25 protein-coding genes are annotated in these 25,247 nt (G+C 46.8%); 3 read left to right on the forward strand and 22 right to left on the reverse strand.

Annotated features, from left to right (window positions below):
• Positions 1-175: 175 nt before the first annotated feature.
• Positions 176-379: a hypothetical protein gene (locus tag B5G11_RS14555; protein ID WP_087255081.1), complete on the reverse strand. Its 204-nt coding sequence runs from the start codon at positions 377-379 to the stop codon at positions 176-178.
• Between the two features lie 180 nt (positions 380-559).
• On the opposite strand from B5G11_RS14555, the gene B5G11_RS14560 reads away from it, so the two are divergent.
• Together B5G11_RS14560 and B5G11_RS14565 are read left to right on the forward strand one after the other, a co-directional pair.
• Entirely contained in the window at positions 560-1,846 is a 1,287-nt protein-coding gene (locus B5G11_RS14560) for an iron-containing alcohol dehydrogenase (protein WP_087255084.1), read from the forward strand.
• Positions 1,827-3,206, forward strand: coding sequence for an aldehyde dehydrogenase (locus B5G11_RS14565; protein WP_087255087.1), 1,380 nt, complete (start codon positions 1,827-1,829; stop codon positions 3,204-3,206). Before B5G11_RS14560 ends, B5G11_RS14565 begins: the two co-directional genes overlap by 20 nt.
• 112 nt (positions 3,207-3,318) lie before the next feature.
• On the opposite strand, the gene B5G11_RS14570 is transcribed toward B5G11_RS14565, so the two are convergent.
• From B5G11_RS14570 to B5G11_RS14650, 17 genes are all read right to left on the reverse strand, one after another.
• A complete protein-coding gene (locus tag B5G11_RS14570; RefSeq protein WP_087255090.1) occupies positions 3,319-4,203 on the reverse strand; it encodes a NifB/NifX family molybdenum-iron cluster-binding protein in 885 nt (294 codons plus the stop codon).
• An 80-nt stretch (positions 4,204-4,283) separates the two neighbouring features.
• Positions 4,284-5,024, reverse strand: a complete 741-nt coding sequence (locus B5G11_RS14575) for a metallophosphoesterase (RefSeq protein ID WP_087255092.1) — start codon at positions 5,022-5,024, stop codon at positions 4,284-4,286.
• 31 nt (positions 5,025-5,055) lie between these two features.
• On the reverse strand, positions 5,056-5,598 hold the full coding sequence (locus B5G11_RS14580) for a histidine phosphatase family protein (protein WP_087255095.1): 543 nt from the start codon (positions 5,596-5,598) through the stop codon (positions 5,056-5,058).
• Between the two features lie 18 nt (positions 5,599-5,616).
• Positions 5,617-6,306: an alpha/beta hydrolase gene (locus B5G11_RS14585; RefSeq protein WP_087255098.1), complete on the reverse strand. Its 690-nt coding sequence runs from the start codon at positions 6,304-6,306 to the stop codon at positions 5,617-5,619.
• 16 nt (positions 6,307-6,322) lie between these two features.
• Positions 6,323-7,471: an aldo/keto reductase gene (locus B5G11_RS14590; RefSeq protein ID WP_087255101.1), complete on the reverse strand. Its 1,149-nt coding sequence runs from the start codon at positions 7,469-7,471 to the stop codon at positions 6,323-6,325.
• 34 nt (positions 7,472-7,505) lie between these two features.
• Positions 7,506-7,835 (reverse strand): nucleoside triphosphate pyrophosphohydrolase, encoded by a 330-nt coding sequence (locus B5G11_RS14595; RefSeq protein ID WP_242959076.1) that lies wholly within the window; start codon positions 7,833-7,835, stop codon positions 7,506-7,508.
• Between the two features lie 108 nt (positions 7,836-7,943).
• Entirely contained in the window at positions 7,944-8,789 is an 846-nt protein-coding gene (gene amrS / locus B5G11_RS14600; RefSeq protein ID WP_087255186.1) for an AmmeMemoRadiSam system radical SAM enzyme, read from the reverse strand.
• Positions 8,790-8,812: 23 nt separating this feature from the next.
• Positions 8,813-10,201: an AmmeMemoRadiSam system protein A gene (amrA, locus tag B5G11_RS14605; RefSeq protein ID WP_087255104.1), complete on the reverse strand. Its 1,389-nt coding sequence runs from the start codon at positions 10,199-10,201 to the stop codon at positions 8,813-8,815.
• Positions 10,192-11,019: an MmcQ/YjbR family DNA-binding protein gene (locus B5G11_RS14610; protein ID WP_087255107.1), complete on the reverse strand. Its 828-nt coding sequence runs from the start codon at positions 11,017-11,019 to the stop codon at positions 10,192-10,194. The genes amrA and B5G11_RS14610 overlap by 10 nt, the downstream gene beginning before the upstream one ends.
• Before the next feature lie 129 nt (positions 11,020-11,148).
• Positions 11,149-12,633, reverse strand: a complete 1,485-nt coding sequence (locus tag B5G11_RS14615; protein ID WP_087255110.1) for an AAA family ATPase — start codon at positions 12,631-12,633, stop codon at positions 11,149-11,151.
• A 100-nt stretch (positions 12,634-12,733) separates the two neighbouring features.
• Positions 12,734-13,912: an HAD family hydrolase gene (locus tag B5G11_RS14620; RefSeq protein WP_087255113.1), complete on the reverse strand. Its 1,179-nt coding sequence runs from the start codon at positions 13,910-13,912 to the stop codon at positions 12,734-12,736.
• The gene (gene recQ / locus B5G11_RS14625) at positions 13,891-16,176 is read right to left on the reverse strand and encodes a DNA helicase RecQ (RefSeq protein ID WP_087255116.1); all 2,286 of its coding nucleotides are present in this window, start codon (positions 16,174-16,176) and stop codon (positions 13,891-13,893) included. The genes B5G11_RS14620 and recQ overlap by 22 nt, the downstream gene beginning before the upstream one ends.
• The gene (locus B5G11_RS14630; protein ID WP_087255119.1) at positions 16,177-16,617 is read right to left on the reverse strand and encodes a hypothetical protein; all 441 of its coding nucleotides are present in this window, start codon (positions 16,615-16,617) and stop codon (positions 16,177-16,179) included.
• Positions 16,607-17,587 (reverse strand): P1 family peptidase, encoded by a 981-nt coding sequence (locus B5G11_RS14635; RefSeq protein WP_087255122.1) that lies wholly within the window; start codon positions 17,585-17,587, stop codon positions 16,607-16,609. The genes B5G11_RS14630 and B5G11_RS14635 overlap by 11 nt, the downstream gene beginning before the upstream one ends.
• Positions 17,588-17,599: 12 nt before the next feature.
• A complete protein-coding gene (locus tag B5G11_RS14640; protein WP_087168568.1) occupies positions 17,600-17,896 on the reverse strand; it encodes a hypothetical protein in 297 nt (98 codons plus the stop codon).
• Positions 17,897-17,918: 22 nt separating this feature from the next.
• Positions 17,919-18,392: a flavodoxin gene (locus tag B5G11_RS14645; RefSeq protein WP_087255124.1), complete on the reverse strand. Its 474-nt coding sequence runs from the start codon at positions 18,390-18,392 to the stop codon at positions 17,919-17,921.
• Positions 18,393-18,445: 53 nt separating this feature from the next.
• A complete protein-coding gene (locus B5G11_RS14650) occupies positions 18,446-20,923 on the reverse strand; it encodes an excinuclease ABC subunit UvrA (protein WP_087255127.1) in 2,478 nt (825 codons plus the stop codon).
• A gap of 173 nt (positions 20,924-21,096) precedes the next feature.
• Here B5G11_RS14650 and B5G11_RS14655 point away from each other — a divergent pair, with 173 nt between their 5' ends.
• Positions 21,097-21,729, forward strand: a complete 633-nt coding sequence (locus tag B5G11_RS14655) for a sugar O-acetyltransferase (protein WP_087255130.1) — start codon at positions 21,097-21,099, stop codon at positions 21,727-21,729.
• A gap of 129 nt (positions 21,730-21,858) precedes the next feature.
• Here B5G11_RS14655 and B5G11_RS14660 read toward each other — a convergent pair whose 3' ends face one another.
• The 4 genes from B5G11_RS14660 to B5G11_RS14675 are packed head-to-tail and all read right to left on the reverse strand — an operon-like array spanning position 21,859 to position 25,209.
• Complete coding sequence (locus tag B5G11_RS14660) at positions 21,859-22,809, reverse strand: DNA/RNA non-specific endonuclease (protein ID WP_087255134.1); 951 nt, start codon at positions 22,807-22,809, stop codon at positions 21,859-21,861.
• On the reverse strand, positions 22,806-23,441 hold the full coding sequence (locus tag B5G11_RS14665) for an MBL fold metallo-hydrolase (protein WP_087255137.1): 636 nt from the start codon (positions 23,439-23,441) through the stop codon (positions 22,806-22,808). Before B5G11_RS14665 ends, B5G11_RS14660 begins: the two co-directional genes overlap by 4 nt.
• Positions 23,429-23,857 carry a thioesterase family protein gene (locus tag B5G11_RS14670; protein ID WP_087168574.1) on the reverse strand — a complete coding sequence of 143 codons (429 nt, stop codon included), beginning with the start codon at positions 23,855-23,857 and terminating at the stop codon, positions 23,429-23,431. The genes B5G11_RS14665 and B5G11_RS14670 overlap by 13 nt, the downstream gene beginning before the upstream one ends.
• Positions 23,858-23,874: 17 nt before the next feature.
• The gene (locus B5G11_RS14675; protein WP_343215520.1) at positions 23,875-25,209 is read right to left on the reverse strand and encodes an MATE family efflux transporter; all 1,335 of its coding nucleotides are present in this window, start codon (positions 25,207-25,209) and stop codon (positions 23,875-23,877) included.
• Positions 25,210-25,247: the final 38 nt, after the last annotated feature.

Here is a 25,247-nt window from a genome sequence, read left to right on the forward strand (position 1 = left end):
GTTTCTATATCTTCTGATCCTGCCAACGTCTTATTGTCATACCCAAACGCATGTTTATCTAACATATGTTCGATGAACATGCGTTCTTTTTTTGACTGCTCCAAAAACGCAATTTCCTAGAAAGTGAAAAAGGTATCAACGAGCTTGTCATTGATACCTAAGACGATTATATCACTCAAATTGAGATACCCATTAAAACGGAATAGTGCGGGCTACTGTCTTTCCAGCAATGTTTCCCGAGCATACGACAGGCAAAATTAAAGTCCTTGCTCTCAAGATATTGAACGGCCCCTTCTGCTGTTTTGACAAAATGGGCGCCTTCTTCTGCTTCTTTGAAGCTCAGCACAACAACCTCCAGGTTTTCAAATACATCTTTCATAAAAAGAACCTTTGGAAAGCATGGCATCCATGGCAGTAACCCTTATTTGTTCCGGTGTGTCCGGAATGCTCGACTCCCCTCGTTGATATTGACAACCCTCCCCTTAAATGCTAATATTTTTCTGGTAAAAATGCCTATAAAAAGGCGCTTGGTTCTCCGCGCCGGAAAGGATCAATTGTCATGAATACTCTAAAGAAAATATATTGCAGGACGTTTCAGACCGGATTAAAAATTGCCCTTCCGTTCCTGCCTTACCGGACACCAAAGGTTGTAGGAAGTGTGACTGCCCTGCCGGAAGTGATCCGCAGAAAAAACTGCAGTAAAGTCCTGATCATCACAGATGCAGGCATACGGAAGCTCGGCCTGACTGTGCGCCTGGAAAAGGCGCTGGATCGTGACGGGATTCCTTACTGTATCTACGATAAGACCGTAGCCAATCCTACTACTGTGAATGTGTCCGAGGCCATCGATCTTTATAAAACAGAAGGCTGTGACTGTATTATCGGGTTCGGCGGTGGTTCCAGTATGGACTGCGCCAAGGCAGTCGGAGCCTGCATCGCCAAACCAAAGCAGACGCTTGCAAAAATGAAGGGAATTCTGAAAGTCCACAAAAAGCTGCCGCTTCTGATGGCTGTTCCGACTACTGCCGGTACCGGAAGTGAGACGACGCTAGCTGCAGTAATCACAGACGCCCAGACACGTCACAAATATGCGATCAACGATTTCCCGCTGATCCCGCGGTATGCGGTTCTGGATCCGAAAGTCACGTTAAGTCTGCCTCCATTTATCACCGCAACTACCGGTATGGATGCTCTGACCCACGCTGTGGAAGCATACATCGGCAATTCCACTACTTACGGAACACGCAAAGACGCTCTTATGGCTGTTAAACTGATTTTTGAAAACATTGATACGGTATATGAAGATGGAAGCAACGTGGAGGCACGGCGTAACATGCTGCGGGCTTCTTTCTATGCCGGATGTGCATTTACCAAATCCTATGTAGGATATGTCCATGCCATTGCCCATTCTCTTGGCGGGGAATACAATGTACCACATGGTCTTGCAAATGCAGTCATTCTTCCAATGGTGTTAAAGGCCTATGGCGAAACGATTCATAAAAAGCTTGCACGTCTGGCTGTCGCCGCCGGTCTGGCCGACAAGGACACGCCTTGTGACGAGGCCGCCGAACGCTTTATTTCGGCCATTCAGGATATGAAAAAGAGATTTGGCATCGGTGATTATATTCCGGAAATCCGGGAAACCGATGTTCCTAAGCTGGCGCATTACGCCGACAAGGAGGCCAATCCGCTCTATCCGGTTCCGGTACTGATGAATGCGGCAGAGCTTGAGACCTTTTACTATATGCTGATGCCTGAGCCGGCAGATTCAGCAGAAGATTTTGAAGAATCAAATGAACCTGTTGTTGAGGAAGGAGTGACAAAACATGACGGAACAGGAAATTAAAGACCTTGTTACCAGACAGAGGAAATACTTTCAAACCGGAGCGACACTTCCGGTCAGTGCGCGGACTGCTGCACTTCGCAAACTATATGCTGCCATCTCTTCCAATGAAAAAGAAATTCATAACGCACTGAAAAAAGATCTTGGAAAAAGCGCGTTTGAAAGCTACTTGTGTGAAACCGGACTCGTTCTGGAGGAAATCAGCTACATGCTGAAACATGTACAACGGTTTGCAGGCGAAAAGAGAGTTCGTACTCCGCTGGCTCAGTTTCATTCCAGAAGTTATCAGAAACCGTCACCTTACGGTGTTGTACTCATTATGAGCCCATGGAATTATCCGTTTATGCTGACGCTGTCCCCGCTGGTGGATGCCCTTGCTGCAGGAAATACCGCTGTCGTAAAACCAAGCGCCTATTCTCCGTACACAAGCGAAGCGCTTCAAACCATCCTGTCGCAGTGTTTTGATCCTCAGTATGTGTCTGTTGTAACCGGAGGCCGGGCTGAGAATACCTGTCTTTTGAAGGAACATTTTGACTATATTTTCTTTACCGGAAGTCAGGCTGTTGGAAAAGAGGTCATGCGAAACGCGGCAGAACATCTGACGCCTGTCACCTTAGAGCTGGGCGGAAAGAGCCCTTGTATTGTAGATCAGACTGCCGATATCAAACTGGCAGCAAGACGAATCGTATTCGGAAAATATCTGAACTGCGGACAGACCTGTGTTGCACCGGACTATATTTACTGCCACCGTGCTGTTAAGGACAGGCTGATCAAAGAAGTGCAAAAGCAGATTCAAAAGCAGTATGGAAAACAGCCGCTTCGGAATCCAAATTACGGTAAAATCATCAACGAAAAACATTTTGACCGGATTCTTGGGCTGATTGACGAGAAAAAGGTTGTGCATGGTGGAAACTTCGATCGGAAAACACTCCGCATCGAGCCTACGGTTCTGGATCATGTGACCTTTCAGGATGCAGTCATGCAGGAGGAAATCTTCGGACCTCTCATGCCGGTTCTGACATTTGACAACCTGGATGACGTGATCCGTAAAATCAATTCCATGCCTCATCCGCTGGCGCTGTACTTCTTTACTTCCGACAAAGCGGCGGCAAAAAAAGTGACTTCCCGCTGCGGATTCGGCGGAGGCTGCATCAATGATACGATCATCCATCTTGCCACTACCGAAATGGGATTTGGAGGATTTGGTGAAAGTGGCATGGGCGCTTACCATGGAAAGATCGGCTTTGACACCTTCTCCCACTATAAGAGTATCGTAGATAAGAAAACCTGGATTGACCTGCCGATGCGTTATCAGCCATACCAGAAGCTGCATGAAAAAATGGTACGCTTCTTCCTGAAATAGCCTTTCCGGGAACAAGATTTAAAATCACAACACTTTTTCTATATTCAAAAACCTGCCGCACGCTATGATGTGCGACAGGTTTTTTCATCATCCGAACACTCTTCGGGTGTGCTTATTTTACCTCAACCAGTTCGATCCGGAAATTCAGTTCTTTTCCTGCCATCTCATGGTTTGCGTCAAATGTGATAGATGTCTCATCTTTTTCAACGACAGTCACCGGAATTGGCTGGCCATACTGACCGCTGAGGTAAACTTTCTCACCCGGCTCCAGATCTTCTGATCCCGGCAGCTGTGCCATTTCAATCATGAAAATGGCATTTGGATCCGGCATGCCGTATGCTTCTTCCGGCATGAGATGAATATCAACAATCTCTCCCACTTCCATATTAGCGACAGCAGCATCAAATCCACGGATCATCTGTCCTGCACCGCAGATAAATTCCAGCGGTTCTCCACGGTCATAAGAAGAATCAAACTGGGTACCATCGTTGAAAGTTCCTCTATAATGTGTTTTACAGATTTTACCTGTATTGCGTCCGGTAATCGGAGGCTGGTGGGATCCGCATCCGGCACAGCTTCCGCAGCTGCCGCCGCAGGAATGTTCTTCGTCATGCTGACCACAGTCATGTTCTTCTCCGTGATGTCCGCAGCTGTGTTCCTCGTCATGGTGGTGGTCACAGGTTGCACCGGAGGAAGTCAGTTCTCCCTTCAGATATGCTTCTACTGCCTGATCCACATCGCCTTCCGCTCCGGAACATAATTCGATACCTGCTTCTTCCAGGGCTGCCTGCGCTCCGCCGCCGATTCCGCCGCAGATCAGTACATTGACACCCTGTTCTGCCAGCAGGCCTGCCAGTGCGCCATGTCCTGTTCCATTAGAACCGATCACTTCACTGGAAACCACGTTCTGACCTTCTACTTCGTAAATTTTGAAATTCTCTGTTTTTCCAAAATGCTGAAAAATGTTTCCGTTATCATAGGTTACTGCTATTTTCATGTTTTCTTTTCTCCTCATTTATTTCTATTTGTAAATCTGGCTATTCTATTATAAAACATCATCCGCTGATTTCCAAGTCTTTATGCCAGAATCTGCTCCGGATGAAAATTCAGGTAATCTCCCGACACAAGGAAATAACGGACTCCCCGGTAAGTCCCCCGGATGCTGTCTCCAAATCTCTGTTCTCCATGGCAGTGGGAATACACGACCACTTCCACCCCGTACTCTTCCGCAATCCGGGTAAATGGCGAGGTCTTCTCCAAAACATTGGTCGGCGGATAATGCAGAAACATCACAAACTTCCGGTATCCGGCCTCTTCCGCCTGGCGGAAAGACTCCCGAAGCCGCTCCATTTCTCTTGCAACGAGCTTTTTCGCCTGCTCTTCGCGTTCCTCATCCCATCCAAGGATTCTCCCCTGAAAATCCAGATAGAATGGTCCTTCAAACGTATATCCCTTCGTCCCTACCAGCGCATAGTCCTGATAGGCGGCAAAATTATTCTGCAAAAAGAAGAGCCGTCCATCATATTCCTCATTCAGCCGTCTGGTCTTCTTCGCATCCCAGAACATATCGTGATTGCCCCGAAGCAGAATCTTCCGCCCCGGCAGCCGTTCGATGAAATCAAGATCCTCCCGGCATTCTGAAAGCTTCCTGCCCCAGGAATGATCGCCGGTCAGCACAAGGGTATCCTCCGGCCTCACGATGCGATTCACGTACTTTTCTATTTTACGTTCATGGTGTTTCCACACTTTTCCAAATGCGTCCATCGGCTTGTCTGCCTGAAAGCTTAAATGCAGATCCCCTAATGCATACAATGCCATCCGGAATCACCTCCCCCTGCCCAAATAAATGCTAGAAATCGTACCGGCGGATTTCGCAGTTTTTCACTCCAAATGTCGCGTATTCTTCGTTCGTCATGTCGGTAAAATACGACTGTACAACTCTGGCGATTCCGTTGTGCGCAACCAGAATGTACGTCTTTTCGTCTGACTCTGCCTTGATGTCATCCAGCAGATTATAGATTCTCTGGGCCAGCTGGAGCGTCGATTCTCCGTTTCCATGGTGGCTGGCAAACTGTTCTTTTTCCTTCTGGAAATCAGCGGCATTTCTTGGAGATGTACCCTCCCATTTGCCGAAATGCTGCTCGATCAGCCGCGGTTCTGCCTTTGCCGGAATCCCCATGATTTCAGAAATATGCCGTGCTGTCTCTGCTGCCCGGACAAGCGGCGAATACAGGATTTCATCCGCCCGGATGCCTTCTTCCAGAAATTTCCTGCCTGTCTCCACAGCCTGCTGATGACCGTACTCGGTCAGTTCACTATCTGTCCTTCCACAGATCTTACCTTCTACGTTCCAAACGGTCTGCCCGTGTCTTACAAAATAAAAATGTCCCATATCTGTTTCTCTCCTGTTTTATTTTCCATCTGAAAGGAACCGTTCCACTGCCCGGTTGAATGTCTCTGGATTTTTTGCCGCAATGAAGTGATCCCCTCTTATGCAGACGAATTTTGCCCCCGGGATACTTTTGGCGATCAGCAGGGAATGCCGATGCCGGATCATGTCATTCTTTCCTACAAGAACCAGTGTCTTAGAAGAAATTCTGCTCAGATCTTCCGGACGGATATACGGATCCTTCACCATAAGTCCCAGTAGCTCCTTTTGCTTTTTCGCCTTTTGGGAAACCGGCGCAAAAAGCGATGCCGCGCCATACCCCGCCCAGATCGGCAGTACAATCAATGTCTTCATTCCGGAAGGATAAAGATTTGCGCCGTTCAAAATGAGTCTTCTCACTTTCTGTGGATATTGAAGTGCAAACACCAGTGCCGTATTTCCCCCATCACTGAACCCGAGAATGTCTGCCCGCTCAATTCCCTTTTCTTCCATGAAGTCATGCAGATCCTCCGCAAACTGCCGAATGGTAAACGGGGCATTTCCTCGCGGACTTTGCCCGTGTCCTCTCGTATCGATTGCGATTACTTTTCGTGTTTTAGCAAAATGCCTGATCTGACGGGCAAAGTAGCGGCTTTCTTCCCCGTTTCCGTGCAGTAAAATCAGCGGTTCTCCTGTTCCTCTTTCGATGGAATAGAGCTGGATGTCACTCATCTTGTCCCTCCCGCTTTTATAAGCTGCCAAACAGTTCTTTTGCTTTTTCCATTCTTTCCACGACCGGAACATCGAACGGACATCGTGTCTCGCAGCCTTTGCAAGCAATGCAGTCTTTTGCATTGGCTGAAAGTCCTTCATAATGCGCCTTGACTGTTGCCGGCACTTCTTCCTGCATGGCAGCCAGATCATAGAGTTTGTTCACCATGGCAATATCGATCCCTGCCGGGCAAGGTGCACAGTGTCCACAATATGTGCATTGTCCACTGTAGGCATGATGCGGTGCCCTGGCCAGCACGCTTGCATAATCCTTTTCCTCTTCTGTGGCGTTCTCATAAGCAACCGCCTCCTTGACATGTTCTGTCGTATCATATCCTGCCAGCACACTTGCCACACCCGGTCTTGTAAGGGCATAGTGAATACACTGAACCGGAGTCAGGGCCACTCCAAACGGAGAAGTCTTTTCGGAAAAAAGACGTCCTCCCGCATATCCTTTCATAACAGTGATTCCAACACCCCGCTGTTCACAAATCTGATACAGCTCCGCCCGTTCCGGATCGATGCCCTGAAGATGTTCCTCATAAGACTCCGCAAAGTATGTATTCAGATCTTCGCTTGCCGGAAGCAGATCAAACGCCGGATTGATACTGAACAAAATCATCTCAATTTCGCCGCTTAATGCCGCAAGCTTTGCCACTTTCGGATTGTGAGTACTCATTCCAATATGGTGAATGATTCCCTTTTCTTTCTGTTCCTTTACATAAGCCAGAAATTCTCCTTCCATGATCCGGTGAAATTCTGCCTCTTCATCCACAAAATGAATCATGCCAAGGTCAATATAATCTGTCTGAAGGCGTGTCAGAAGATCCTGAAATGCTTCTTTTACCTTCGCAAGATCCCGGGTGCGGACATACTGTCCGTTCTGCCATGTTGATCCAAAATGCCCCTGAATGATCCATTTTTCTCTTTTCCCCTCCAGTGCTTTCCCGATATTGGAGCGTACATTCGGCTCCGACATCCAGCAGTCCAGAATGTTGATTCCATAGCTTTCGCAACAGTCAATAATCTCTTTTACTTCTGCTTCGTTGTGGCGCTCCAGCCACTCTGCTCCTAATCCAATTTCACTGACCTTTAATCCTGTATTTCCCAATTCACGATATCTCATTTCGTTTCCCTCCTGATGTTTCCGGCTTTTTAACCTATTCGTTTCCACTCCAGTAAATTCTTTTCTCAAACCCGCCTCGTTTTCTTCGTTTCTCATCTCGTACTTTAAGCAGATCTTCTCTGGAATATCCTCTGGCCTTACAGATGGCGGATAACACTTCCAGAATATCTGCCAGTTCTTCCAGAGACTTATCCGCCTGATACTCTGCCACCTCTTCCTGCAGCTTTCTATCCAGTTCATTCAGATACTCTTCCCGATTCAGAATACGGGTGACAGGCGTCTTTCCATCTGCCCGAATGATATCCGGGATGTTGTCCCGGACCAGTTTTCCTTCTCTCATTGTGTCACGTCCTTTATAATTCATCGTATTCACTGTTTCTTGCTTTTTCTGAATCATTTCATCCAGATCCAGTCCACTTACTCCATTATATCATTCCCACTTTCTTTATAAAAGACGAAAAGCTCCAATCCTTTAACAGTTCCCGGTATACACATACTTCAGGTATTTCTCTGCAATCTGCTTCATCCTGTACACCTGCCTGACCTCTGTTGCTTGCCGGTCGGTCATCTGATATCTTGGGAAAAATCTGGACACATGCAGTGGGATCTCCGTGCTCAGTGAGGCAATCCATGCTGCCTCCTGTTCCATTTCTTCTTTTGAATCATTTTCACCCGGCACAATGAGTGTCGTCAGTTCCACATGGCAGTCCTTTGCCGCTCTTTCAATAAACGCTTTTACCGTATTCAGATTTCCACCAAGTTTTCTGTAATAATCTTCTGTAAATCCTTTCAAATCAATATTCATCGCATCTATATATGGTAAAATTTCTTCCAGGATTTCCAGTTCCACTGATCCATTGGTGACCACTACCGTTTTCATTCCATTTTGTTTTACCAGACAGGCTGTGTCCCGGACAAATTCGTATCCTACAAGCGGTTCGTTGTAAGTAAATGCCACTCCGATATTTCCGGCATTTTGATACCCGGAAACAAGCCGGGCCAGCTGAGCCGGTGTCACGTCCTGCCATCCAATCTCCGTCTGTCCGGCCATGGAAATCTCATGATTCTGGCAGAACGGGCAGAAAAGATTGCACCCAAAGCTTCCTACCGAAAGGATTTTGCTTCCCGGATAAAACCGGGCCAACGGTTTCTTTTCGATCGGATCCAGCATTGCGGATGTTACTTTTCCGTAATTCACACTGATAATCTTGCCATTTTCGTTCTTTCTTGCCCTGCATCTGCCGTACTGTCCTTCCAGAAGCGCGCAATGATGCATACAGACCGGGCATACTTTCCTGCCATCGGATGAATTTCCCATCTCATTACGTTTTTCTTCTCTGCTCAAAAATGTCTCACCACCTCAAAGCGTTCCAGTTTGATATCTTCTGCCTCTTCCGGGATACCTGCTTTTCTTTTCGCAATGGCAATCTGCTCGTCTACGGTATCAACTCCTTCCAGATTCGGAAGCAGAAGTCCCCGTTTGATTCCTTTGCTTACGATAACGCCGTAGCGTTTCACATCCAGCTGTTCCGGCGAAGCAATTTCTTCCGTCTCTCCCAGAACATCCACACTGTACACAAGCCGGTCCAGTTCTTCTGCTTCTACTGCGTCAAATCTCGGATCTTTCACCGCTGCGCTGATAGCATTCTCAACAATCTCCTCCGCAAGCGTTCCCCGTACCGGCGCAATTGTCCCGATGCACCCGCGCAGTCTTCCCTCTTCTTTGAGAGATACAAAGGCTCCAGCCCTCTTGTGATACAATTCTTCCGGCAGACCTTCCGGAATGGAAATCTTCCTGCCGGTCCTCACATATGTTTCGATTGTCTGCCGTGCAAGCTTTACATAAGGATCTTCCTTTTCGCTCCGCTCTTTTGCTTCTTTTTTCACATTTTCCTCATGCTGATGCAAAAAATCTCTTTGCGGATCCATACCTTCTACTTCAAAGATGCAGATCCCATATCCCACTCCAAATGGGCCTTCATAGGAAAGTCTTTTCGCACGAACTTTTCTACGGTCCAGCGCTCCTGCCAGGATCAGGAACGACCGCTGTCCGCACTCTGCCGCCTGTCCGCAGAAATCTTCTGTAAAATCAAAGAGTTTTCCAAACTCTGCACTTCCCATCACCTGCATGATCCGCTCATCATATTCCGGTCCTTCTTTCCGGAAGCCATACGGACCGTCTGCCTTTAATCTATGAGACAGATCCCCGCTTCCGATCACCACAATTTTTCTGCCACACAGTTCCGCCGCTTTCTGAATACATTGCCCAAGCATGTAGTGCATTGAAAACGGGAGTCCGGAAAGGCCAATCCGAACCACCTTGTATTCCCGGTCATAATGATTGAGAAACCAGAGCGGAATCATAGTGCCGTGATCCAGCCTTCTGTCCTGCTCACCCAATGTTCCTGCCGGAATCTCCCTTGCCTGCGCTTCCTGCGACAGTACTTTCACAAATTCGGTATCATACTGCACCGGAATCTTCACTTGAGAAGCCCCAAACCTACCAAAGCTTCCTTCCGCGCTTTTCCCCGGCGAAATATGAAAATAGTCTGCATACATTACCGTGTGCGGTGATAACACCACAACAGTATCCGGCTTCCACTCTGCAATCTTTTTTACCGCTTTGTGGTATGAAGCAATCGTATCCTGAATTCCCCGTTCCTGTCCGCGTCCAACCTCCGGTATGATCAAAGGCGGATGAGGTACCATCACTGCTCCTGTTACTGCCATCGTCTCTCCTCCTTCCTTTTATTTTCCATGGCTGTTCTGTTTTTTCCTGTTTCAGCAAGCATTTCCAACTCTTTTTCAAGTTCCGGCGGAATGCTTCGGGCACTTCGCACCGGACCGACTCCATAAAGTTTCATCCGTTCTCTATTCATTTCATCCGGCATAAATCGATGCTTCAATTTCAGTTCCATGGTCCGGCTCTTATCCTGATTCCCTCCCGGATCTTCAAATCCTCCTGTACCGGTTACTTCACACTGATACAAAACAGCAGAAACCGGTGCTGCCATATAAATATAGACCAGATCTCCGGTATGAATATTGCCACGCTGATGCCAGTCAATAGTGCTGCTTTCTGCAAAAGCTGCTTCCAAATCAAAGTATCCGGGATTAGCAGGGATCAGCCAGGCCCGTTTCCTTTCACAGTGCAGCTTTTCTTTTGGCTTTTTACTCGCTGTCAGAAGATAGCTTTGATCCAGCAGTGCAAGAATCTGCTCTTTTTCTACCGTTCCATCAAGAAGAATGGAAATCCAGTTTTTCTTATTCATATGATACCCCGGCAGAATTCCCTTGCCTGACACCAGAAATCCAGCCATATCCGGATCACACTTTACATTCAGTACTTCGATATATCCTGTCCCGTGTAGTCCCATGCTCTCCTTTCGGACTTCCAGCATCACCCCGTACCATTTTCTATTATCATTATGACGCAGCACAAAATCCGGAGTTTTCCATGGATAATCCGGGCTTGTGCCGTAAGTATGCAGGACATAGTCCAGGATTTCTTTTTTCAGACACGCTTTTTGCGATTCTGCCCTCTTCATCTTGATCACCTCTTTTTTATTTTAACACTATGCTTCAGAGGTTTCATCTGCTTTCCAAAAGAAAATGACACAGAGTCCCGTTCTCTCTGTGTCATCTTGTACTGCTGTTTTTGTATGATCATTCCGGTATCAGGAAAGAATGGTCCGAACCATCTTTTCATCAAATTGAACCGATTTCACATGATCAACTTCAATCTGATAAAGTGCGTTTGCCGCAAGGTGCTCTGCCGCCTGCTCCAGATCCCGGATACCGCTTGTCTCTTTGTGCAGGTCGATGACTGCATCCAGACCATCATCCGTCAGTGTGCATTCATTCTCCTGCATGCCGATTCTTTTCAGTACCTTTGGAAGTGCATACTGAGAGAAAATCACCTTTTTCTCCTCCGGTGTGTAATCCGGAAGCTCAATTACCGCAAACCGGGACATGAGCGGCGCGCTGATCTGATCTTTATCGTTGGCCGTCGCAATCGGATAAACTCCTACGGTCGGAATCATACATTCGATATAATTATCTGTAAATCCAAGGTTATCAAGCAGTGTCAAAAGCACATCTGCCGGATTGCCGTTCCCTTTTCCGGATGCCGCCTTGTCAAGCTCATTGATGATAAATACAAGGTTGGATTCCCCTGCCATGGAAAAAGCATCCATAATGATTCCCGGCTTTGCATTGGCATAAATCCGTGAGCTCCCGGTCAGCTGTTCCGGATCGTTGATGGAACTCATATCCAACGTAGTCCATGGGAGTTTCAAAATCCTTGCTACCGCATAGGCAATCTGAGACTTTCCGGTTCCCGCAGGTCCTACCAGAAGCAGACCGTAGGCCGGAAGGGTGTGAGTCCGGTTGATCTGGATAATCGTTTCAATAATCCGCTGCTTTACCTGCTCCATTCCATAAAGTTCCTCATCCAGAATTCTCCTTGCTTCTTTCGGATCAATTGCCTGGAAATAATTTCCTTTCCACTGGATGTTCATCATAATAGAAAGCGCTCTCTGTGCATGCCGGCGCTCCTCCGCTGAAACCTCGTGAGAGCGGGCTACAGCAAGGTTTCTCCTTGCCCAGAGCCGGATATTATCCGGAAGCGTCCTACCGGCACAGGTGATAAAGTCCGTAATACTCTGGATACTGGTCAGCTTCATGCTGTCTCCTGTCTCCTCCTCATCTTCATCCGGGATTTCTTCGGACGGTGCATCACTTGTAAGAAGACGTTCAATCATAAACTGCAGGAAGCCATCCTCCGCTGAAAGCTTGGATCCTCCGCCAAAGGCAATCTCACGGATCTTATACACAGCATATCCGTCCTCCCGGTCCGCCCCGGAAAGCCGGACATTAATATGATTTTCTCCCATCCATTTGAGAAGACTTACAAAACGGGCATCAATCTGTAAAATATCGGCGCTGACCGTTCCTTCTTCTCCTTTGAATTCAAAGGCAGTCCGGCGGACCGGATTCGTAAATACTCCGATCGAATGGTGCTGAAGCTTTCCCTTACTGTTGTCAAGTACAAGCATCGGGTGCTCCGTCGATGCTTCCTGTTCGCTGGAATAAAATACTGTATAAGTACATTCCGGTGTTTTTCCCTCTTCCGGCGTATTATTAAAATCAAAAACTGGCATGGTGCATACTCCTGTCTTTTGTCGAATTTTCTTTAGTTTAGCATAAAATAGGAGATGGTACAATCCATGTTTCTTTTTCCATATATGGAAAAGTAATGATTCAGTATTTCCTGTTTTCTATGATCTCTTTGATTTTCCTCGCCTCTTCTGTCAATGGATGAATTTTCCCAAGAATGCCGCGGTAGAACTCCCTGATATCCGGATCCTGCAAAACGGAATAAACCTGACTGTTTTTCTCTGCTGTCTGCAAAAGCACTTCTCTTTCCTCCGGGGTCCAGTCATCAATTTTTCTGAGTTTCCGGATAACCGAGTGGGTACTGGCAAAATTCGGGCTGTTTTCCAGCTCCATGAGCAATCCGGCCTTTTCCCGGTCTTCTTCGCTGCTTTTTCTATCTGCTTCAATCCTTTCCCTTTTACACTGGTAATGAAGTGCTTCCAGAGATTCGTTGGCTGCTGTCCGGTCGATAATGGATTTTACAAGACGATCCAGCTCTGAATTTTCTGTGTAATCCGCCGGAGCGAAATATCGAATCCTTCCGTCACGCATCATTTTATATACTTTGGCTTTATCCTCTGTCTGTGCGTCATACACACCGATCGAGTGCCCGCCGTATGTCGTAACCAGTTTCATGCATGGAATATCCGTATCACTATCTCCGATATAAACAATGTTTCTGAATGGTACACGGATTTCTTCCGGTGAAAAAGATTCATTCACTGCCGGATCGTTAATGTCCAGCACTCCTTTCTCAATTCGGAACAAAAACTGTGTTTTACTTGTATAATTGATCACCTGGGCAGGCCAGACCGCTACGTCATGATCATTAAAGTAAAAGGAACTTGCATATATTTTTTCAAATGCTCCTGACCTGGCAACGGAAGTGCCTTCAATCATTTCTTTAAGTCCGGAAGAAATAATATAGTGTTCCACAATCACACCCTGTTCTTTCCCGTACTTGCGGATGCGCTCAAACCATTGTTCTACACCCGGGAACAGCTTTACATTGGCACCGTATTCTGCCAGCTTCCTGCGGGTGAAAAGCACTTTCCCTTCCGCCTCCTGTTTCATCAGATACATATATGCGAGATTCTGATCCATCTCATTTTCCGCAGCAAGGATATTGGATTTTTTCCAGAATTCCGGAATATCATAACCAACCGATTGGATATATCCCTGCGCCTGCATATCATCCGGCGACACTGTCTTGTCAAAGTCATAACAGATCGCAACAACCGGCCTGTCTTCTTTTTGTTTTCTTACATATTCTTTTTCTGACAAAAGTTCTTTCCTCCTCCTTTCATTAATTCCACCAGATATTTCTGCGCTTTTTCAGTATAGAAAAAGATCTCATACGGATTCCCTTTTTCACTGATCCGTTCTTCCGGCTCAATTCCGGCCTTTCTTCCTTTTTCTGTCAATACTGTTCTGGCATATCCGTTATGAAACTGTTGTTTCAGACAGCCTTCTGCCAGAAGTCTTTCTGCAAGCCATTTATTTGTCAAACGTTTCATCTGTTTTTCATCTCTTAATTCATTCACCTGCGAAACAAATTCGCTTAATGTCATTCTTGGTGTATACTGAATGCCAAGAAGAATCTCTTTCGTCAACCGAAAGTCTTCTTTTCGCCCTTTTCCCCGCCTTTCCGTCAATGGAATTTCATCTTCCGGACCTGAATTTTGATTTTCTGCTGTATCCCGCTGCCCTCCGGTTACGCTTTGAATTTTTTGTAAAATAGCTTCTCCGTACTGCTCTGCTTTCCGTTCACCCATGCCATTTACTTTCAGAAGTTCTTCTTTTGTAAACGGCATGCGTACGCACAGATCACGAAGCGTTTTATCCGAAGCCACCATATATGGAGGTATCGACCGTCTTCTTGCAAGTTCTGCGCGAAGTTCCCGCAGTGATTCAAACAACTCTTTCCCCTTTTCCGATAAATCCATCGCGAGAACGGATTTTTTACTGTCCCGCTTTTTCTCTTCTTCTTTTTTATATGCGATGATAAAAGGAGTATTTTGCTCCATCAATTCTCCAGAAGTTCCCGTCAGATGGAGGATGGCATACTTATCCTCCGTCTGTCTCAGATATCCTCGCTCCACCATTGTACGGATAATTTCCTTGATCCTCGTCTGTCCAAGCTTACTCTGTTTTCCATAAGCAGGGTTTTCTTCCATTCTGTAATTACGTATTTTTGCCGTGTTTTCTCCCAGAAGAGTCCCGGCGATCATGTTCATTCCAAACCTCTGTCCGGATGTCCTGACACATAGGATGACATCGGCTGCCGCTTCGGAAGCATCCATTTCTTCAAACTCTTCCTGACAGTTGGAACAGTTCCGGCACTGCTCTTTTGCCTTTTCTCCAAAATAATGAAGAATATATGCCCTGAGACATTTCGTCGTTGTGCAGTACATCTCCATCTTTCGCAGGCGGTCCATGTCCTGTGCCTGAATCGTCCTTAGTTCCTCTTCCGTATATTCTCTGTCCTGTTCCTTACTCTCCAGAAGGAATCGGTTAATGACCGTATCCTGCGGCGAATAATACAAAATACATTCTGCCGGTTCGCCGTCACGTCCTGCTCTTCCGGCCTCCTGATAGTAATTTTCCATACTCTGGGGCATATTGAAGTGAAGGACAAACCGTACATTGGATTTGTCAATCCCCATCCCAAACGCATTGGTGGCAATCATTACCTTTGTCCGGTCATAAATGAAGTCCTCCTGACTGATTCTTCTTGCCTCCGTGCTCATTCCTGCATGATAACGCCCGACAGAAAATCCAGCGTTCTCCAGCTCCAGATATAATTCATCCACGCCCTTTCTGGTAGCACAGTAAATGATCCCGCTCTCTTCTATGTGATCTTCCAGATAACGGCGTATCCTCTCCTTTTTCTGCTTTGTTCTCTGTACTTCAAAGTACAGATTTTCTCTGTCGAATCCGGTTACCGTCTCATAAGGATGTTCCAGCTCCAAAGAAACGCGGATGTCAGTTCTGACCCGCTCGGTTGCAGTAGCTGTAAATGCCGAAACAACCGGGCGGACCGGAAGCATATGTACAAAAGACAGAATTCGAAGATAGCTTGGTCTGAAATCCTGACCCCACTGAGAGATACAGTGGGCTTCATCCACCGTAATCATGGAAATCTTCGCGTGACAGGCAAAATCCAAAAACCGGGGCGTCTCAAGACGCTCCGGCGCCACATAGATAATCTTATACTGTCCGGTCTTTGCAAGTTCCATCGCCTTTGCAATCTGGTTTTCCGTCAGTGCACTGTTAATATAGGCCGCATGTACACCAGCTTCATTCAACGCCTTCACCTGATCGATCATCAGGGAAATCAAAGGGGAAACGACAATTGTAATTCCAGGAAGCATCAATGCAGGAAGCTGATAGCAAAGAGATTTCCCTGCTCCGGTGGGCATGACTGCAAATACATCTCTTCCAGAAAGGATCTGTCTGATGACCGTCTCCTGTTCTGGTCGAAATGTGTCATAACCAAAGTAGGTTTTGAGGGTGGAGTGCAGTTGTTGGTCAAGTAACTCTTGCATCTATAAAACTTCTCCTTCTTCGTAACATGCAGCTATATAGTCTCTGGACTGATAATAGAAATCTGTATTATAGTCTGAAATCCGGGCATCAATCCATGAATGATATACTTCCCATAATCCCTCCAGAATTTCTTCATCTTCAAAGCAGTCTTCAATCAGCCTTTCATAAACTTCTCCGATATCCCAATAATCAGGGACTGTATATCTGCATATTTTCTCATTATCAAAATCGCCTATGGAGATCTTTGCTTCTTCTATAAACTCATCCGCTGTTTTTGCAATAGGTTCGCAGTGAAAAACATCCGCATATTCATAGATTCTCCCAATTCTTTCTTTCCCAAGAAAATCTGTTACTTCTTTTCTTCTCCTTTTTACATTCCTTCCGATATATTCAATCAGACTGCATGTATAAAATAGAGCATCATTGTTTTTACTCCCCATATATAACCTCCCGATACCCCGGATATCCATACGCGCTTTCAGCACTCTTCACCGCTTTTATGATTGCTTCGCTCATGACTTCCGCCGCGAGTGTTCCGACCAGATCCTGATCTGCCAGGATTTCCCCTGTGGATACCGCATAGATACTGTCTCCATCTGCTGTCGTATGAACCGGACGGATGGATCTTGCGTAACCGTCATGAGCCATTCCGGCAATTTTGCAGAGCGCAGACTTCTCAAACTTTGCGTTGGTGATAATTACTCCGATTGTAGTATTTCCTGTGAATTTATTCTCCACCACTTCTGTGCTGGCATACATTAACTCTTCTGTCACACGGAACGACCGATGATCTTCCGAGAGAAGCCCTGCCAGTTTCATTCCGGTTTTCCAGTCATAGATATCTCCAAGGGCATTCACTGCAACAATGGCACCGACCTGTAATGCTCCGATCTGGACAGCATAGCTTCCGATTCCGGACTTCATGCAGCAATCCATTCCTGCAAATTTGCCAACGGTTGCACCGCATCCTGCTCCGAAATTTCCATCCTGATAATTTCCCCGTTCTGCATTCAGGCACGCTTTATATCCCATCTCTGCATCCGGACGGACCAATGCGTCTCCCACGGTCAGATCAAACAGATCCGCCTGACAGACCAACGGTACTTTCGTAACACCGACATCAAATCCAATATCATGTTCTTCCAGATAGCGCATCACTCCATCAGCCGCGCCAAGGCCAAAAGCGCTGCCGCCTGCAAGGACGATACCGTGAATCGCGTTTGCTGCCGCAAGCGGTTTCAGAAGCTCCGATTCTCTTGATGCCGGTCCTCCTCCCCGCACATCCAGTCCTGCACACATTCCCTGCCCGGACTCTGACAGAATGACCGTACATCCGGTTCCTGCTTCTTTGTTTTCCGTCTGTCCAATCCGGATTCCTTTGATATCTGTAATTGTTATTTCCTTTTTCATCATCTTCTCCTTTTACTGCGATTCCTGCTCCAGACCTGCCATAAACAGCTCGTAAAAATCGTCTTCACCCGCCAGCATCGGGGAATTTTCCCCTCCGCCGTTGGTACTTCGCTTCATTGCCGCATGGAATTCTTCTCCCGCACATATCAGATCCATCTCATAAATTTCATATCCCAGTTCCCGGCAGGTTCTACAGAACGCGCCAAAGGGATCTTTCTCCTGTCTCGTTGCGAGAAGCTGCCTCCGGACTTTAGGATCATGAAATGCCCGGTGCTGGAGTGCATCCAACAATTCAACACAACTTGCCATTTTATCTTTTCTCCGCCTTTATTTAGTACTGTCCCATCCAGCTTTCCAGATCAGACTGGTTTAAACGACCGTTCAGCAGTCTACCGTCTTCTACCTCGGCATCTGGAACTGCTTTTCGTATCGCTTCTGCTGCTTTTTTAATTCCGCTTCCGCCAGATGTTGCAAATGGAACGATCATTTTCCCTCCGAAATCATAGGTCTCCAGAAACGTATTGATAATGGTCGGTGCCGTATACCACCAGATCGGAAATCCGATAAAAATCACGTCATAATCAGAAACTTTCGCCTCCTTGTCCGCCAAAGCCGGACGGAAAGAAGAATCCTGCATTTCAATCGTGCTTCTGCTGTTCTTGTCTGTCCAGTCCAAATCTGCTCTTGTATACGGAACTTCCGGTCTGATTTCATAGAGATCGGCATTTCCTGCTTCTGCCAGTTTTCTTGCTACTGCTTCTGTGACTCCGCTTGCGCTGAAATAAGTTACTAACTTTTTACTCATACTGATTTCCTCCTTAATATATATCCTGTCATTCACTGGACACCGGGCCTTTGCTACAGAAAAGCTCCGGTCCGGCTGTCCGGATTGGTCTTTACATTTTCCGGTGTTCCGGCCGCTACAACCGTACCGCCGTCTTTGCCGCCTCCCGGCCCCATATCAATGATATAATCCGCACATCGGATCACATCCAGATCATGTTCAATAACTACGACAGTCGCCCCATGATCAATCAGGGTCTGAAACACATCCATCAAAGTATTTACATCCAGCGGGTGAAGCCCGATCGTCGGCTCATCGAAAATAAAAACCGAATCCGACTGGGCTCTTCCCATCTCACTTGCCAGTTTCAGGCGCTGCGCCTCCCCTCCGGAAAGTCCGGGTGTTTCCTCTCCAAGCGTCAGATATCCAAGGCCCAGATCTTCCAGTATCTGAAGGCGCTGATGGACCAGCTTCAAATCTTTGCAGGCTGTGAGAGCAGTATGAACGTCCATCGCCATCAGTTCCGGCAACGAATAGGATTCTCCGCTCTTTGTCTGATAGTGGATGGTTTCCGCCTCTTTTGCATATCGTGTTCCCCGGCAGTCCGGGCATGGAATGTCCACATCAGGGAGAAACTGTACATCCAGGCTGATGACTCCGGTTCCATCGCAGACAGGGCAGCGCAGCTTTCCTGTATTGTAGGAAAAATCTCCCGCCTTATACCCTTTCTCCTTCGCGTCCAGAGTTTTTGCAAAAATCTTCCTGAGTTCGTCATGCACATTGGCATACGTTGCAACAGTGGAACGTACATTGATTCCGATCGGAGCCGCATCAATCAGCTTGACATGACTAATCCCTTCTGCCCGGATTTTCTTCACATGTTCCGGCAGCTTTCTCCCCTGAATATTGGCCGAAAGTGCGGGAACAAGACTTTCCAGTATCAATGTTGTTTTTCCGGATCCGGATACTCCGGTGACTACCGAGAGTTTTCCTTTTGGAATATCCACTTCCAATGGCTTGACTGTATGAATAGCATCCGTTGAAAGATGAATGAGTCCCTGATCAAACAGTTCTGTTTCCGAACATTTTTTGGATCTACGGATTCCAGAACGGCCGGATAAAAACGGACCAATCTGAGATTTTGGATGATTCATCAGTGTGTCCGGTGTTCCCTGCGCCAGAATTTCTCCGCCTTTTGCTCCCGCCTCCGGACCCATCTCGATCAACCAGTCAGCCTGCTTCAAAATCTGAGTATCGTGATCTACAAAAACTACGGAGTTACCGTCCTCAATCAGATCGTGCATGACACCAGTCAGCCCGGCAATATTTACCGGATGCAGACCAATGGATGGCTCATCCAGTACATACAGAACTCCTGTCGTCCGGTTTCGAACCGCTCTTGCAAGCTGCATTCTCTGCCGTTCTCCTGTCGATAAAGTGGAAGAAGCCCGGTCCAGAGACAGGTACCCAAGCCCCAGATCCAGAAGACGTCTTGCGGAAGTCTGGAATGATTCACAGATGCTCCCCGCCATCGGACGCATGGATTCGGGCAGCGAATCCGGCACCTGCTCTACCCATTTCACTGCTTCATTCAGTGTCATGGTACAGACTTCATCGAGAGAATATCCATTCAGTTTTGGCATTCTTGCCCTTTCCGAAAGTCTGGTTCCATGGCAGTCGGGACAGATATCTCTTTTTAGAAATTTTTCCACCCGCTTCATACCTTTTTCATCTTTTACCTTCGCGAGGGCATTTTCTACCGTATAAACAGCATTAAAATAAGTGAAATCCAATTCACCGCCCTGATCGGAGCTCTTGGGCTTATAAAAAATATGCTTTTTCACCGCCGGGCCATGATAAACGATCTCCTTTTCTTCTTCGGTCAGGTCCCGAAACGGAAGGTCTGTCCGGACGCCCATAGCACGGCAGACGTCTGTCATCAGTGACCACATCAGAGATTTCCAGGGCGCCACAGCACCTTCATCGATCGAAAGAGATTCATCCGGAATCAGCGTAGATTCATCTACTGTCCAGACCACACCTGTTCCGTCACATTTCGGGCATGCTCCCTGGCTGTTGAAAGCCAGTTCCTCCGCAGAAGGAGCATAAAACCTTGTATTGCAGACCGGACAGGTCAGTTCATGTCCTGCTGCGACTTCCAGCGTTGGCTCCAGGTAATGCCCGTTGGGACAACAGTGTCTGGCCAGCCTGGAAAACATCAAACGCAGACTGTTCAGAAGCTCTGTTCCGGTTCCAAACGTGCTTCTGATTCCCGGGACTGACGGTCTTTGATGCAGCGCAAGAGCTGCAGGCACATACAGTACTTCATCCACCTGAGCCCTGGATGCCTGAGTCATCCTCCGTCTTGTATAGGTGGATAGTGCTTCCAGATATCTTCGGGAACCTTCCGCATAGAGAACCCCCAGCGCAAGGGAGGATTTTCCGGATCCGGAGACACCGGCAATTCCTACAATCTGATTCAACGGAACATTTACATCAATATTCTTTAAATTGTGCACTCTGGCCCCACGTATTTCTATATTCTGAATCATATACCGCTCCTTTCTGACATTTACGTTATCACCATTTTACTTTACCGTCAAGCGCATCAAAAATGCTTTCTTTTCTTTCATCATCAAAAAAATTTCTGCCGGAACTGCTCTTGACAAATCCGGACATAGGATACTATTATAAAGAAACTCATGATACCAAGGAGGGAAAGAGCATGACAGAAAAAGAACTGATGCTGTCAGAACATTTATACATTGCAAAGGATATAGAACTGGCAAAGGACAATAAAAAAGCCCGGAAACTGACCAGGCTCATCAATGCGTCAACAGAAGAAGATACTGATGAACGGCTGACGCTCTTCCGGGAGCTTTTTGGGAGTGTCGGCGATCATTTCTGGGTGGAGCCACCGTTTCACACGGATTATGGCTGCCATACCTACATTGGAGAAAACTTTTATGCAAATTATGACTGTATCATTATTGATGTGGCCGAGGTCCATATCGGGGACAATGTATTCTTCGGTCCAAGAGTCGGCATTTACACAGCCGGTCATCCGATTGATCCTGTCATCCGCAATAAACAGCTGGAATACGGAAAAGAGATTCATATCGGAGACAATGTCTGGGTCGGCGGCAACACGGTGATCAATCCAGGCGTCACCATTGGAAACAACGTGGTAATCGGTTCCGGTTCCGTTGTAACAAAAGACATTCCTGACAATGTCGTCGCCGCAGGCGTTCCATGCCGGGTAATTCGGGAGATTACAGAACAGGATACTGCATACTGGAAAGAGCAGGAAGCCTTTTACTACGAACATATTGACAAGAAACGGAAAGAAAGGGACTGACAAACAGTCCCTTTTTCTTAGCAGTCCAATATGGCCTTGGCTATGGATCCATGGTCGTTTGCACTGGTATCAAGCATGCACACACCAGACCGGCTGATCGGTTATTCCAGTGCAGAATGATGCGGCAGATTACGGCCTGCATCTTCCGCAGGGATCGTATCCCATTTGGATCACATCTTCCCTGCTTCCGCTGTACTCCCTCGTATTAGAGGCTTTCATATCCCCGACACTTGCACAGTCCGGCTCATGAAACTTCATTGTATTTGTATTGAGTATATAAGTTTCCTCTGCTGCCTGACCGTTTTCTGTCCCTGCCTCTGTCTGTGTATCCTTCGCTTCACGGCTTTCTCCCGTGGCATAGTTTATCTCAATTCCCGGCTGTACATTATACACATAGACGTAGAAAGAAATACCTGCCCCGTCATCCTCCACAGACTCTGCTTCCATCAGAACACCGGACGCCACCAGATTGTCATCTTCAAAAACCGGTGTCACTTCGTACAGAACATGGTTATCCGTCTCTTTGATATAATCTGCTACCATATTTTCAAACGGAAGCATTCCTTCCGTATTCATATATCTGGTACCGGTAATCAGATTCTCTTCGTTTGCATTCTCCGCGGTCAGCTGAAAACCGATCAGATGGCAGCGATTATAAAGATATCCTCCGTCCACATCATCGTATTCCTTATTGATCCATCCCGACGGTTTGATCTCCGAAATACTTTCCCGGTCTTCTGTCGGCATCAATTCCTCTCCGATATTGGCCTTTGCCGTCCCGCATCGGCCAAGCTCGTCCAGTTCACTGTATTCTTCGTAAGCTTCCGTCTGAAGTTCCGAATCTGAAAAATCCGGTTCATTGTCTGCCACAACAGTATAGGGCTCGCCGCTGTATTCCGGCAATTCTTCAACAAGCGCTTCCGCTTCTTCCCGGACGGCAGTATCGATCTGCTCTGTTTTGTTTTCCAGACCGCCGGCAGATTCCCCGTGGGAATTTTCTGAAATACTTCCACAGGATGAAACCGTCAAAAGAAATATCAGACAGAAGACCGGAAGAAAAATCTGTTTTAGTCGCTTCATGACTTCTGCTCCGGACAGGAAAGAACTGCAATCTGTTTTTCCATATCAGGACGGACGATCAGTGTATTGGAATCATATGTGACCACCGGATCTTCTTCTTGTAAAAATCCATCCAGTGTCCCAATTACATCGTAACCGAATGTCTCACTTCTGTAGTGCATCGGAATGATGACTTTCGGATCCAACTCTTTTAAAAGTTCTCTGATTTCATCCGGCTCCATCGTATAAAAGCCTCCCACAGGTATCATTACTGCATCCAGACCTGTAAGTACTTCCATCTGCTCCGGGGGTGGCATACATCCGATATCTCCCAGATGAGCGATCCGGATTCCTTCCGATTCCAGAACAGTCATGATGTTGAACCCTCTTTTCTCTCCGCGGCAGTCGTCATGGAAACTTTCCAGACGGATCATCTGAAACGGACTGTCTTTCTTCTCTCTCCGAAGCTCCACCTTTTTCCTTGCATTGTGGTCGCCATGTTCATGGCTTGCGATGACTTCATCTGCCTGCAATGTTTCCAGTGTCAGACCCGGTACATTGTTATCCTCGTATGGATCAAAAACAATTGCATATCCATCCTTTGTAATTCTGAAACAGGAATGTCCAAACCACTCTACTTTTATTTCACGCATGCTTCTTTTCTCCCTTCTGTCATCTCCCGGAACATCTGATCCAGTTCCGGAAAGCTTTTCTTCATCCGGATCGGTCTGCCGTCATGATCCAGGAAACAGTGTCCAGAATGTCCGACAGCAACCTGCTCTCCCCGGCAGCTCATCTCGTAGGCGATCTTCATTTTCACACCATTATACTCTTCAATGTGTACCATAATTTCGACTACATCCTGAAATGTCGTTGTTTTCTTGAAATCACAGTCCACGTGAATAACAGGAGATACAATGCCTTCTTCCTCCATCCGGTCAAATCCCCATCCCGCCTGGTCAAGAAAATCCACTCTGGCTTCCTCCATCCAGCGGATATAATTGGAATGGTGCGTGATCCCCATCCGGTCAGTTTCATAATAATGAACTTTGTGTACATATGCATTCATAATAATCCCTCCTGTTTCTAAACAATTCCAGTCTTTTTATGCTTGTAATAATAATACCCGATAAAAATCACAGCGGTCAGGATCCAGGTCACCGGATAGCTGAAAATAATTGCCGAAATCGTCGGACTGATTTTCAGTGCAACCGCAAGCCAGACGATACGAAGCACACAGATTCCTCCCAGCGTAATGATAACCGGAACAATCACATCTCCGATTCCCCTGAGTGCTCCTGCAAGAATCTCAATAAAAACATAGACAATATACCATGGTGCAATCAGAACAAGCATGTCGCTTCCAATCTGAATGACATTGGCATCTGATGTAAACATACGGAACAGAAATCCTCTTGTAACAATCAAAAACACGACCATCACGAAAGCTGTTACAAGTTCCATTCCAAGGCAGACTTTTACACTTTTTTTAATGCGGTCTGTCTTTCCCGCTCCATAGTTCTGACCGACAAATGTTGTAATGGAAATTCCAAACGCTGTATTAATCATCCAGAAAATAGCATCCAGCTTTCCATATGCCGACCACGCCGCCGTTGTATCTGTCCCGAAGGAATTCAGAGACGCCTGAATCGCGATATTGGTAATCGCAAACAGAATCGATTCTATTCCGGTCGGAATACCAAGTTTAATCTGTCCGATAAACGCGGTACGGTAAAAACGGATTTTGGAAAGCTTCAGCTGTAACATTCCCTCTGAGCGCATCAGCTTCAGTGTTACAAGCACAGCGCTGAATGCCTGTGCCAGCAAAGTTGCAAGGGCAACTCCAAATACACCTTCATGAAAAACAATCACAAAGACGAGGTCCAGAACAATATTTACAATACAGCAGGCAATCAGAATATAAAGCGGTGTTCTGGAATCCCCCACTGCCCGCAGAATACTGGAACCAATATTGTAAACAAAAGTAAAAACAAGTCCTGAAAAATAAACCCGGAGGTAGACAGTCGAGTCATGTACAATCTCGGACGGTGTATTCATCATGCTGAGCATGGACGGCGCCAGCACAATTCCCAGAATACTGAGTCCGATTCCCCCGACTATAGCGATAGCGTAGGCGTTATGGATTCCCTGCCGTACAAATTTTGCATCTCTGGCCCCATAATACTGGGCAATAATGACCGATGCTCCGGAAGAAAGCCCTGTAAAGAAACCGACAACAAGGTTAATCATCTGGGCTGAGGATCCTCCTACACTTGCAAGTGCCCTGGTCCCTACAAACTGTCCGACTACCACCGTATCGATGGTATTGTAAAGCTGCTGAAAAAAGGTTCCGATCATAATCGGAAAAAAGAATACTAAAAGCTGTTTCCAGATCACTCCCTCTGTGATCTGATTTTTCATCTGAACTGTGTTTTCCATTTCAATCCTCTCTTCCTTCC

It is taken from the genome of Drancourtella sp. An57, from assembly GCF_002161525.1.
Lineage (GTDB): Bacteria > Bacillota > Clostridia > Lachnospirales > Lachnospiraceae > Sellimonas > Sellimonas catena.

Coding starts and splice junctions, on each gene's coding strand:
- B5G11_RS14555 (WP_087255081.1), bottom strand. CDS start 379: ATGAAAGATGTATTTGAAAACCTGGAGGTTGTTGTGCTGAGCTTCAAA.
- B5G11_RS14560 (WP_087255084.1), top strand. CDS start 560: ATGAATACTCTAAAGAAAATATATTGCAGGACGTTTCAGACCGGATTA.
- B5G11_RS14565 (WP_087255087.1), top strand. CDS start 1,827: ATGACGGAACAGGAAATTAAAGACCTTGTTACCAGACAGAGGAAATAC.
- B5G11_RS14570 (WP_087255090.1), bottom strand. CDS start 4,203: ATGAAAATAGCAGTAACCTATGATAACGGAAACATTTTTCAGCATTTT.
- B5G11_RS14575 (WP_087255092.1), bottom strand. CDS start 5,024: ATGGCATTGTATGCATTAGGGGATCTGCATTTAAGCTTTCAGGCAGAC.
- B5G11_RS14580 (WP_087255095.1), bottom strand. CDS start 5,598: ATGGGACATTTTTATTTTGTAAGACACGGGCAGACCGTTTGGAACGTA.
- B5G11_RS14585 (WP_087255098.1), bottom strand. CDS start 6,306: ATGAGTGACATCCAGCTCTATTCCATCGAAAGAGGAACAGGAGAACCG.
- B5G11_RS14590 (WP_087255101.1), bottom strand. CDS start 7,471: ATGAGATATCGTGAATTGGGAAATACAGGATTAAAGGTCAGTGAAATT.
- B5G11_RS14595 (WP_242959076.1), bottom strand. CDS start 7,835: ATGAATTATAAAGGACGTGACACAATGAGAGAAGGAAAACTGGTCCGG.
- amrS (WP_087255186.1), bottom strand. CDS start 8,789: ATGGGAAATTCATCCGATGGCAGGAAAGTATGCCCGGTCTGTATGCAT.
- amrA (WP_087255104.1), bottom strand. CDS start 10,201: ATGGCAGTAACAGGAGCAGTGATGGTACCTCATCCGCCTTTGATCATA.
- B5G11_RS14610 (WP_087255107.1), bottom strand. CDS start 11,019: ATGAAGAGGGCAGAATCGCAAAAAGCGTGTCTGAAAAAAGAAATCCTG.
- B5G11_RS14615 (WP_087255110.1), bottom strand. CDS start 12,633: ATGCCAGTTTTTGATTTTAATAATACGCCGGAAGAGGGAAAAACACCG.
- recQ (WP_087255116.1), bottom strand. CDS start 16,176: ATGCAAGAGTTACTTGACCAACAACTGCACTCCACCCTCAAAACCTAC.
- B5G11_RS14630 (WP_087255119.1), bottom strand. CDS start 16,617: ATGGGGAGTAAAAACAATGATGCTCTATTTTATACATGCAGTCTGATT.
- B5G11_RS14635 (WP_087255122.1), bottom strand. CDS start 17,587: ATGAAAAAGGAAATAACAATTACAGATATCAAAGGAATCCGGATTGGA.
- B5G11_RS14640 (WP_087168568.1), bottom strand. CDS start 17,896: ATGGCAAGTTGTGTTGAATTGTTGGATGCACTCCAGCACCGGGCATTT.
- B5G11_RS14645 (WP_087255124.1), bottom strand. CDS start 18,392: ATGAGTAAAAAGTTAGTAACTTATTTCAGCGCAAGCGGAGTCACAGAA.
- B5G11_RS14650 (WP_087255127.1), bottom strand. CDS start 20,923: ATGATTCAGAATATAGAAATACGTGGGGCCAGAGTGCACAATTTAAAG.
- B5G11_RS14655 (WP_087255130.1), top strand. CDS start 21,097: ATGACAGAAAAAGAACTGATGCTGTCAGAACATTTATACATTGCAAAG.
- B5G11_RS14660 (WP_087255134.1), bottom strand. CDS start 22,809: ATGAAGCGACTAAAACAGATTTTTCTTCCGGTCTTCTGTCTGATATTT.
- B5G11_RS14665 (WP_087255137.1), bottom strand. CDS start 23,441: ATGCGTGAAATAAAAGTAGAGTGGTTTGGACATTCCTGTTTCAGAATT.
- B5G11_RS14670 (WP_087168574.1), bottom strand. CDS start 23,857: ATGAATGCATATGTACACAAAGTTCATTATTATGAAACTGACCGGATG.
- B5G11_RS14675 (WP_343215520.1), bottom strand. CDS start 25,209: ATGAAAAATCAGATCACAGAGGGAGTGATCTGGAAACAGCTTTTAGTA.